The 11,254-nt window shown below is 57.2% G+C and carries 5 protein-coding genes; 4 read left to right on the plus strand and 1 reads right to left on the minus strand.

The window, feature by feature from the left end:
• Positions 1 to 77: 77 nt before the first annotated feature.
• The gene (locus H1Y01_RS10215) at positions 78 to 2,960 is read left to right on the plus strand and encodes a hypothetical protein (RefSeq protein WP_180540417.1); all 2,883 of its coding nucleotides are present in this window, start codon (positions 78 to 80) and stop codon (positions 2,958 to 2,960) included.
• 29 nt (positions 2,961 to 2,989) lie between these two features.
• Here the strand turns inward: H1Y01_RS10215 and H1Y01_RS10220 are convergent, their stop codons facing one another.
• On the minus strand, positions 2,990 to 4,006 hold the full coding sequence (locus tag H1Y01_RS10220) for a YpdA family putative bacillithiol disulfide reductase (protein ID WP_180540418.1): 1,017 nt from the start codon (positions 4,004 to 4,006) through the stop codon (positions 2,990 to 2,992).
• A 92-nt stretch (positions 4,007 to 4,098) separates the two neighbouring features.
• Here H1Y01_RS10220 and H1Y01_RS10225 point away from each other — a divergent pair, with 92 nt between their 5' ends.
• From H1Y01_RS10225 to H1Y01_RS10235, 3 genes are all read left to right on the plus strand, one after another.
• Positions 4,099 to 7,344 carry a TonB-dependent receptor gene (locus H1Y01_RS10225; protein ID WP_180540419.1) on the plus strand — a complete coding sequence of 1,082 codons (3,246 nt, stop codon included), beginning with the start codon at positions 4,099 to 4,101 and terminating at the stop codon, positions 7,342 to 7,344.
• Between the two features lie 45 nt (positions 7,345 to 7,389).
• Entirely contained in the window at positions 7,390 to 10,401 is a 3,012-nt protein-coding gene (locus H1Y01_RS10230; RefSeq protein ID WP_180540420.1) for a DUF3604 domain-containing protein, read from the plus strand.
• 47 nt (positions 10,402 to 10,448) lie between these two features.
• Positions 10,449 to 11,254, plus strand: an 806-nt coding sequence (locus H1Y01_RS10235) for an HAD-IC family P-type ATPase (RefSeq protein WP_180540421.1), incomplete at its 3' end; no start/stop codon positions are given.

Consider the following 11,254-nt stretch of genomic DNA (forward strand, 5'->3'; position numbering starts at 1 on the left):
CCGTCGATTGTCGAGTGCGTTTATCGACAATAGAACAATTTCCAACGAACTGTCAAGAATGTTCTAATCTATGGCCTATGCGCCACTTTGTCACCGTCGCAGTTCTTGCGTTCGCAGTAACTCTCCTCTTCCTCGGCCGCCCGGAGATCCGCCTTCACGCGCAGCCGGCGGAGAACGCGCCGGTAGCCTGGAACCCGGAGAGCGTCCAGTTGCTCATTCGTTACGGGGTTACTGATACAACCACACGAACGTGGCACGGATGGGTTGAGTCCAATAGTACGGATACCAGGATCGTCGCGGTCAGCGGTTACCACTTTCAGGCCGAAGATACTCTAAGCTCGTCGGATGGAGGTGTCCGTGAGTTCACCTTCTCCAGCCGTGCCTGGACTCCTAATGTCCAACAAGTTGATCTAAGTCCCGTACTTCCGGGGCCGCGACCTGTCTTTCCGAACGGCATCTTCGTAACTGTCAACGGTAGCCCGGACTCTCGCATCCACATTGTCGGCGCGCCTGCGGGCACCGGCGATTTCAGTTTTAGGCTCGGCGACTTGGCGAACCGCAACCAGCTCACTTTCGAGAACGGCAACATTGAAGTAGAGCGCGTCGCCGCGCCGTTTTTGTTGAGTTCCGCGGTTGTCAAAGATGAAGCAGACTACCCCACGATCGCGATCGGTCCCAATAATCGCGTCGCCGTTGCGTGGCAGGAGTTTACGGGAGACCGTGACCGGATCGTTTCGCGCGAATGGGACGGCGCCAATTGGAGTGCGCTCGACATTCTCGAATCCGAAGAAACTCGCGATGTCTTCCGGCCCTCCGTGGCTTACGATGGTCAAGGTCAACTGCATATCGTGTGGTCCGCGCAGGTCGACCACAACTTCGATCTTTACGAGCGTCGTAAGTCGCCCGCTGGCTGGAGTCCAGTTGAGCGGCTTACCAATACACCGGGATCCGACTTACATCAGAAGGTAATCGGTGACAAACAGGGCAATCTCTGGCTCGCCTGGCAATCCTTCCGCGGAGGCCAAAGCGACATCTATCTGAAGCAATTTAAAGACGGTAAGTGGGGCGAAGAGCGCAAGATCAGCGAATCTTCCGCCAATGATTGGGAGCCTTCTTTAGCCGCCTCGGATAGCGGAACGGTTTGGATTGGATGGGACACTTACGACCGCGGGAATTACGATGTCGTCGTTCGTTCCCTTACTTCCGGAACACTAAGTCCGATCCGATCCATCACCTCTTCGCCGCGTTTCGAAGCCCACGCTTCCCTCGCCTGCGACAAAGAGGGGCGCCTGTGGGTGGCCTTCGACGAAGCCGAAGCCAACTGGGGCAAGGATTACGGATACCTTGTGAAGACCGCCGGCAATCCGCTCTACGAGTCCCGTAAGTTCCGCGTCGTGCGCCTTACCGGAGACCGTCTGGAGGAACCGTCCGCTCCCTTGAGCGCCGCGTTCCCGCTCTATCTTCCACGCTTTCTACAGAACCCGCAGATTACGATCACTCCTGACGGCGCGGTCGCGGTGGCGGCGCTGCAACTAACTCATTCCAACAGCGTGGTCGAAGTCTGGGGAGTCAATGGAATTTGGGAGAACGTGATCTTTACTCTGGATGGCGCGGGATGGCGTCGCAACCAGTCCCTGCCCCAATCCGCGGGCGCGAACGATCAACGAATCGCAATTGCCGCGGCGCCCGATGGCCGTCTTTGGTCCGCCTGGGCCGCCGATAATCGCGATTACCTTGTAGCTCGTCCGCGCACTCAAGTCGTTAGCGCTGCGCTAGTTCCATATGCCAAGAACTCCGGGGAAATCGCGATGCGGCCATTTATCGAGAGTCCCGAACTAAGCCGCCCGCAGGACCCCACCGAAGCGAATGACCTCAAAACCATCCGCGCCTACCGCATCAACACCGGAGATGGATCGCTCAGGATCGTTCGCGGCGACCTGCATCGCCACACATCGCTCTCTACCGACGGTGTTGGCGACGGCTCTCTATGGGATTTCTATCGGTACGCTCTCGACGCCGCGAGTCTCGATTTCTCGACGGTTACCGATCATCAGGGCGGGGCCACGTCCTACAACTGGTGGAAGACACAGAAGTCGAGCGATATGTTTCAGACGCCGGGCCGCCTGACCACTCTATACGCGTATGAGCGCAGCGTGGTTTATCCGAACGGCCACCGCAACATGGTGTTCACCGAGCGCGGTGTTCCTATTCTTCCGATCGATCCCGCGGAGATGACCGGACCCGATAAGCCCGGAACGAAACGGTCTTCCGAAGTAGTTTTGCCTTACCTTCGTAAGTTCAACGGAATCGCCTTCCGGCATACTACGGCGACCGATCAGGGTACAGACTGGGGCGATCACAATAACGAACTTGAGCCCATGATTGAGATTTACCAGGGGCACCGCCTCGCTTACGAACACGATGGCGGACCACGCGCGCCTGCCGCCGACAAGTTATATACCCAGCGAAGCGGCTACCGCCCGGCCGGCTACTTCTGGAATGCCCTCGCCAAAGGCTATCGAATGGGTATTGAAGCGTCGTCGGACCATTGTTCAACTCACATTTCCTATTCCTGCATTCTGGTGACAAACAATTCACGTCAGGAACTTGTGGACGCGATGCGTAAGCGCCACTCCTATGGAGCAACGGATAACATCGTCCTCGATTTCCGCGTTCAAAGTAACGGCCGCGAATATATCCAGGGCGACGAAGTTCCGGATGCCGAACACTACGTCCTGACGGTCAATGCCATCGGAACCGGACCCATTAAGCGAGTGGACCTGATTCACAATGAGTCCTACGCCTACAACGTCCTGCCCGCCGGTAAGTCCGCGGTGAAGTTCTCCTACACGGATAAGAACCCGGCGCCCGGCGAAAACCGCTATTATGTGCGAGTCGAACAGGAAGATGGCAACTTAGCCTGGAGCTCGCCGGTGTGGGTCGAGAGGAAAGGCAACTAACGGCTTAGTCGCGTGACTTACCCAACGTTTTACCCCAGGGCAGCGTCAAGCCTTGGATCGGGCGCGGCGGCGCCGCACATTTCGCCAAGCTTCGACTTACTGGAAATCCCAGCCATGATCTTTGCCCCGTGATGCCGTGACGACTCGATCGCGATCTCGTGCGTATAAACTCCCGCCATAACCGCCCCCGCAAAGTAAACTCCGGGACGCCCGCTCTCCAGCGTCTCGGGGTCATAAATCGGCCTGTCTCCGCAGGGGGACAGCGGAATCCCGTTCCGTGTTAGAAACTCAAAGTCCGCGTGATACCCGGTCATCGCGAAAACGAAATCGTTTGCGATTTCGCGCTCGCCCCGCGGCGTATCGACCGCTACGAAAAATTGATGGATGGCCGTGACGCGCGAACGCATGAGGACCTGGATCTGTTGGCTCGCGATCCGCGCCTCCAACGCCGCACGAATCGCGGGCTTCATGCCGAACCGGTCCCCGCGATGAACCAACGTGACGCGCGCCCCCGCATCGGCCAATTCAACCGCCACAATTCCCGCCGAATTCCTACCGCCGATCACCACCACGTCGCTCCCGAAGTAAGGGTGCGCATCGCGGTAATAGTGAGCGACCTTGGGCAGCGATTCCCCGGGGACGCCCAGCAAATTCGGGCTCCCGTAGTACCCCGTCGCCACCACCACCTGCCGGGCTCGCACGGTGCCACGGCTCGTCCGCAAATGGAAATTACCCGGAACGCCGTCGATCGACAACACCGTTTCCCGCTGCCGGATGTCCAGCCGCGCCTGGCTAACCACCTCCCGGTAGTAGCGGATCGCTTCGCCGCGGGTGGGCTGATTGCCCTCCGCGTGCATCCTGAAGTCGCCGATTTCGAGTCCCGAAGCGGAACTGAAGAATCGCATCTGATCAGGGAATCGATAAACGGTACTAGTCAGACAGTCCTTCTCGACAACGACTGCATCTGCTTCATTCTTTTGGAATTCCAGTGCGCAGGCTAGTCCGGCAGGCCCGGCGCCGATGATCACCGCATCTCGAAGGCTCATTAGAATCTTGGCGTTAATCCTTGCATTTTCGCGCGAATTCTTCGTATAGTCTATAGACATTCCAAACTTAAGTTTTTTCAGGGAGAGCTTAAATGTTTCGAGGTTTTACGTCTGTAGTCTTCGCGCTTGCGGTCGCGTGCCCTCTCGCCTGGGGCCAGGTGGACACCGGTACGGTTTCCGGCACGGTAAAAGATTCATCCGGAGGGGTCATCCCGCACGCCGCGATTGTCGTGACCAACGTCGCCACAGCAGTTTCCGAGCCCGCTCAGGCCAACGACACGGGATACTTTTCCGTTCCCGCGCTGCGGCCGGGTGTGTACGAAATTACCGCCGCCGCGCCGGGCTTCGAAAAGGTGAACAAGACCGGCATCGAAGTGCGGGTGCAGGACCACCTCGAAATTAACTTTCAACTCCCTGTCGGCCAAACCACCAGCGAGGTTTCGGTCGAAGCCAAAACCCAGACTCTGAACACGGAAACGTCGTCTACCGGAGAGGTCGTCGACCAGGAACAGGTCCTCGGGTTACCGCTGAACGGCCGCGACTACATTCAGCTCGCGACGCTTACCGAGGGGACGACGCCATCGCAAAGGAGCACGGAGCGCGATACCTTCGTCTCCAACGGCGCACGGCCGATCCAAAACAGCTATATGCTGGACGGCATCGATAACAAGAACAAGATCGTCGGGTTTGACAGCTCGTCGGCGCAATCGATCGAGGTAAACGTCGATGCTGTGCAGGAGTTCAAGGTTCAGACGAGTAACTACTCCGCGGAGTTCGGCCAGTCCGCGGGAGCTATCGTCAACGTGTCGATCAAGTCTGGCACGAACGGGATTCATGGCAGCCTGTTCGAGTTCCTTCGTAATAACTTCTTCGATGCGCGGCCTTACTTCCAACCGCCCGCCGGCGCTACGCCTAAGTTCATTCAGAACCAGTTCGGCGCTACTCTCGGTGGACCGATCATAAAGAACCGTACTTTTTTCTTCTTTGGATGGCAGAGTTCCCGCGAGGTCAACGCAGCCCCCCAGTTAGCCAACGTTCCCACTCTGGCTGAGGACCAAGGTATCTTCCCCGGACCGATATACAATCCTTTGACGACCGCGCCGAATCCGAACGGATCCGGTTACACGCGAATGCCGTTCGCCAACAACACCATCCCGGCCAGCTTGTGGGACCCGGTCGCCGCCAAGCTGCTTACTCTGTATCCGGCGCCGAACTTAACGGGTAAAAATAACTTCTTTTCGAACCAGGAAGAAAGCATCGACAACGACCAGTTCCTCGGTCGGATCGATCACCGCTTCAGCGATCGCGATAATGTGTTCGGCCGGTATGTAACTTCAGCCAACACAAATTTCGAGCCGGCGACTCTACCGCCGCCCGCCAGCTCTCCCAGCATCGTATATCCTTTCGCGCACTCCTTTGCAGCCAGCGAGACTCATATCTTCAAGCCCAATCTAATCAATGAAGCGCGCATCGGTTACCAGGAAACCCAAGAAATACAGCAGGCCGATACCACGCGTCTATTCAGCCAGTACGGAATCATCGGAGCGCCCAACCTTCCGAACGTTTACGGCCTTCCAACCTTCGCCATATCGGGACTGACGACTCTCGGCACCACGGGCCCCGGAGCCCTGCCCACGCCGGCTACCGGCTCGGGTAACCTGCCGATCGACAAAGAAGGCCGGGTTCTCCAAGCCGATGACAATCTCTCCTGGGTGCGGGGCCGCCACACCATTAAGTTCGGGGTCGATTTCCAGCAGGTGACACTGTACGCCAATGTAACGCTCGAGGCTCGCCCCGCTTATACGTTCAACGGCGTCTACACACAGAATCCACAAAGCCGCGCGGGGACGGGCTCTGCATTTGCGGATTTTCTTCTTGGAGAAACCAGCTCGGCTCAGGTCTCGACCAACTCGATCAGTAATAGCCGGCAGCACATCTATCAGGGATATGTTCAAGACGACTGGCAGGTCAATTCCCGGTTGACCCTCAACTTAGGGGTTCGGTACGAATTGCCGATGCCGTTCTTTGAGTTGACCAATAATTACGCCGACGCGATACTTGAACCGGGTCCGTACTACGGTAAACTGCTCGACGCCCATAACCTGGCGGGAACGGGCTATTCAAACTCATTTGTCGATGCGAATTACCACAATTTTGCGCCAAGAGTCGGATACGCGTATAAGCTGACCAACAAAACGGTCATCCGCAGCGCTTTCGGAGTCTTCTACGGAAGAGACGAAAACGTTCCCGTGGCGCGGCGCCCAACCAACAACCCGCCCTACTTCATCCTCACCACTTACACATCCGATCAGATCGATCCGAACATCATCCTTTCGCAAGGATTCCCGTCAACGGCACTGAATCCGGCGACCGTAGTCGATCCGACGGTTAACACGTACCTCAAGCACTCACCGACGCCTTACACCCAGCAGTGGAACTTTAACATCCAACAGGATGTGGGCGCCGGGTTTGTTGCCCAGGTAGGTTACATCGGCTCAAGCGCTCACGATCTCTACTTCCCGGTGCAAATCGACACTCCGACCCCCGGTCCCGGTAGCATACAAGCTCGCAGACCGCTGCCGCAATATAGCGGCGATTATGAATACGGACCGTTTGTAAGTTCAAACTATAATGCCCTTCAAGCGCAGCTCGAGCGCCGGTTTAGCAAAGGACTCGAAGTTCTTGCGGCTTACACCTGGAGCCACTCCATCGATAATGGCTCAAGCCAGGCCGATAACGATAGCTTCACGCCACTTGACCCGTTCAACCTTGCGCTCGATCGCGGTAATTCGAACTTCGATGTCCGCCAGCGCTTTGTTCTAAGTTCGGTTTACGAACTTCCATTCGGCAAAGGAAAACCTTTCTTCAGTAACAATCGATTTGCCGGCGCTGTGCTGGGCGGCTGGCAGGTGACCGATATCTTCAGTGCGCAAACCGGTCTTCCTTTCACGCCCGTTCTCGCGGTCGACAACACCAACACGGGTACTGTCGCGGTACCGAACCGGATCGCGAACGGGGCGCTTCCGAGCAACGAGCGCGGCCCTCAGAACTGGTTCGACGAGGCGGACTTCGTCACGCCGGCTCAATATGTGTATGGAAATTCCGGCCGTAACATTCTTCGCGGTCCTGGCTTCCGGAACATGGACGTGGGGATCTCTCGCTTCTTCGCTCTTGGCGAGCGTTTCAACCTGGAGTTCCGCGCGGAAGCCTTCAATATCTTCAACACTCCGGAGCTAGGTCTTCCCAACGCAACTCTCGGCCAGGCGACAACGGGCACGATTACGACGGTAGTGAATCCGCAGCGTGAATTGCAGCTGGCATTGCGGCTGCGATTCTGACCGGCTAGGAATCGACTTATCTAAGTAGAGGAAAGCGAGGGAATCATGAGAATACGACCATTCTTACTAGCTTCGTTTGGATCGATCGTGCTGCTGGCTGTTGGATTACCCGCGGCCGCGCAGAACCTGACTTCCGTTCGTATCTTGCTGGGAGTTGGTGACACGACTCCTACTCGATGGGACGGGACTCTTCAAGTGGCAGGCGGCTCGATGGTGTCGCTTGATCCCTGGCGTTTCGAAGGTTCCGATGGAATCTCCGGCGCAACGTGGCATTTCTCGACGCACCCCGTACGGCTCTTCAGCGGAACCTCACCAACGTCGACTGCCGGCAATAACATCGTGGCTAATGGTGTAATTGCCACGATCTCGACTGCTTCCAGCGACGCGGAAATCAAGATCACCACCGCTCAGGGAGATTTCGGGTTTCGGCTCGGCGAGCTTACTTACGGAAAACCCGTATCGCGCTTAGAAGGGAAAGTGCATCTCGATCGTATCCCGGTTTCTACTCAGATTACAAATACCAAGGAAGAAGAAGACTTCCCGGCAGCGGCCGCGGGTAAGAATGGGGAAGTCTGGGTAGCTTACATTCAGTTCCATCACAATCCGGAGCACAACGCGCTGCGAGCGGCGCTCGATTCGCCGCCGAAAGACTTCAGTAAGTGGAAGTCGCCCACCGGCGGCGATCAGGTTTTCATGCGGAAGTACGCGAACGGCAAGTGGGGCGATCCTATCCCGGTCACCGAATCGGGTCTGGATGCCTTCAAGACCTCGATTGCCGTGGATGGGCAGGGACGGCCGTGGGTGTTCTGGTCGCAAAACGCGCGATTCCCCTCCAGAATTCCTAACTTCGAGATCTTCGCCCGCGTCATGCCCGGAGGACAGCCGGGTAAGAGGATACAGATATCGAATGATCCCGGCAATGATGTCGCTCCTGTCGCTGCGACAGATTCAAAAGGTAACGTCTGGGTAGCCTGGCAGGGATGGCGCAACGGGAAAGCAGCGATTCTGGCGGCTACCCAGTCCGGTTCCGAATTCGGTCCCGCGCAGATTGTAAGTAAGGCGCCTGCGAACCAATGGAACCCGGCGATCGCCGCGGACCAGAAAGGGCGAGTTACTGTCGCCTGGGATACTTATCGCAATGAGAACTATGACATCTACATGCGGACGGCCGTGGACGGGAATTGGGGTCCGGAAACTCCCGTAGCCGCCACCGCGCGTTATGAAGCCTATCCTTCGATCGCTTACGAGAATACAGGACGTTTGTGGATCGCCTATGAAGAAGGCGGGAAGGGTTGGGGCAAAGACTTCGGCGCCTACACCACGCCGGGCGTGGCCGTCTACCAGGGCCGCGCGATCCGCGTTCGCGGCTTCGAACCCGACGGACGTGTGGTCCAAACGGTCACGGATCCCGGCGCATCTTTACCGGGCTTCCCTAGTATCCATTTCGATAAAGGCGGTCTTCAGAAGGACTTCGAAAAGCTCGATCCTGACCCGGAAAACGCCAAGACGCGCAAACCGGACACCGGCGCGCGCAACATGCAGAATGCGCGCAATAACTTCCCGCGTCTTACTGTAGATAGCTCGGGGCGAATCTGGCTCGCCGTGCGCAGCGCGCATCCCGTGTTTTGGAGCCCGATTGGAACCGTCTGGACCGAGTTTCTCATCTCGTATGACGGCAAGGGTTGGACGAATCCGATTTTCCTGAACCATTCCGATAACTTACTCGATAACAAACCGGCGCTTGTTTCCACGCAGCCAGGCCAGCTATTGGTTGTTAACTCGAGCGACAAGCGCCGAAGATACGATCTTGGGGAAGCAATCAACTCGCCGCTCGGAATTATGCCGACTCGTAAGGAAGATCCTTATGAGAACGATCTTTATGCAAGCACCATCGACTTGGGCGTCGCGTCACAACCCCTGGCCGTGGCCGATGCTCCTCCGGTGCAGGTGGCGGGTGCTGAAGCGGTCGCCGATAAGACCGACCTTGCCGCGCTCAAGAAGATTCGTGACTACACAATCAACACGTCGGCGGGTGATCTAAAGATCGTTCGCGGCGAATTCCACCGGCACAGCGAGATCTCCATGGATGGCGGCGGGGACGGCTCAATCATCGATCAATACCGCTACGCGCTGGATGCCGGATCGCTTGATTGGGTCGGTTGCTGCGATCACGACAACGGCGCCGGCCGCGAGTACACGTGGTGGCTGAGTCAGAAACTTACCGATATCTTCTACTCGCCCGGCACGTTCACTCCTATGTTCAGTTATGAACGCAGCGTGAACTACCCGGAGGGTCACCGCAACGTGATCTTTGCGCAACGGGGTGTGCGCACCCTTCCCCGCCAGCCGATCACCGAAGAAAACCAGAATGTACATGCGCCCGACACCCAGTCGCTCTATGCGTATCTGAAGGCTTTCAATGGGATCGCGGCCGCACACACCAGTGCGACCGGCATGGGTACCGACTGGCGGGATAACGATCCTCTGGCTGAGCCCGTTGTCGAAATCTATCAGGGAGACCGGCAGAACTATGAGATGCCCGATGCGCCCAGATCCAATTCAGAGAAGGATTCGATTGGCTTGTGGCGACCCAAAGGCTTCGTGAGCCTCGCGCTCGCGAAAGGCTACAAGCTCGGGTTTCAAGCCAGCTCCGACCACATTTCGACGCATATGAGCTACTGCAACCTTCTGGCCAAGGACACCAGCCGTGAGTCGCTGCTCGATGCCTTCCAGAAGCGCCACGTATACGGAGCCACGGATAACATTTTGGCTGACGTGCGCAGCGGTCCGCATATAATGGGTGATGCATTCGCGACAGCTGAACAGCCGAACCTGCATGTGAAGCTCAGCGGCACGTCGAAGTTTTCGAAAGTCGTGGTGATTAAAGACAACAACTACGTTTACTCCACCGAGCCCGGAACGAGTCAGGTAGAGTTTTCATGGCGCGATAACTCGCCAACCAAAGGGAAGACCAGCTACTACTATGTTCGCGGCGAGCAAGATACCGGCGACATCGTCTGGGCTTCGCCGATGTGGATCACCTACACCGGTAAGTAGTTTCACGATGTAGTTAAACGATGTAGTAAAACCAGGAGTTCGTTTCAATGGAAGACGAGAAACAGCGGCGGATCCGCTACTACGCATTCGCCGCTTTCGTGGGCGTGCTGCTGCTCCTGAACTGGCTGGGCATTTTCAAAACGTTCTTCGGCATCGATACGGCCATCCTGATTACCTTGATGGCCGGCTACAAGACGTTTTATAACTCGTTCTCAGCCCTGCTGGAGCGCCGCATTTCGGCGGACATCGCGCTGTGCGTCGCCGTGATCGCCGCTCTGGCCGTGGGTCAGTACATGGCCGCCGCGGAAGCGATGTTCATTGTGCTGGTGGGCGAGGGTCTCGAGTCGTTCGCGGCGGGCAGAACAGAAGCGGCCATAGAGAAGTTCATCGAGCAATTACCGCGCATCGCGCTGTTATTCCGCGACGGGCGCGAAGAAGAGATCAGCGCCGACCTCTTGCTTGCCGGCGATCTGATCATCGTACGCGCGGGCGACCGCATTCCGGCCGACGGAATCGTCGAACATGGCCTATCGTTCGTCAATGAAGCTTCCATAACCGGTGAACCGCTTCCGCGTGAAAAAGGCCCGTCGGACGAAGTATTTTCGGGCTCGCTGAATGGTAATGGTCTACTCCGGGTCCGAGTCACTCGCAGCGGTCCCAATACTACTCTCGCGCGGGTCATCGAACTTGTAAAAGAAGCTCAGGAGAAACGCGCCCCGGTAGAGCGTCTGGCGGATCGGGTCGCTAAGTACTTTCTGCCCGCGCTCTTACTTGCCGCGGCTCTAACCTTCTTTATAACCAGGGATTGGTCGCGTACTGTGGCCGTTCTAATCGTCGCGTGCCCTTGCGCTTT

This window comes from Nevskia soli, assembly GCF_903970205.1.
Lineage (GTDB): Bacteria > Acidobacteriota > Terriglobia > Bryobacterales > Bryobacteraceae > Bog-113.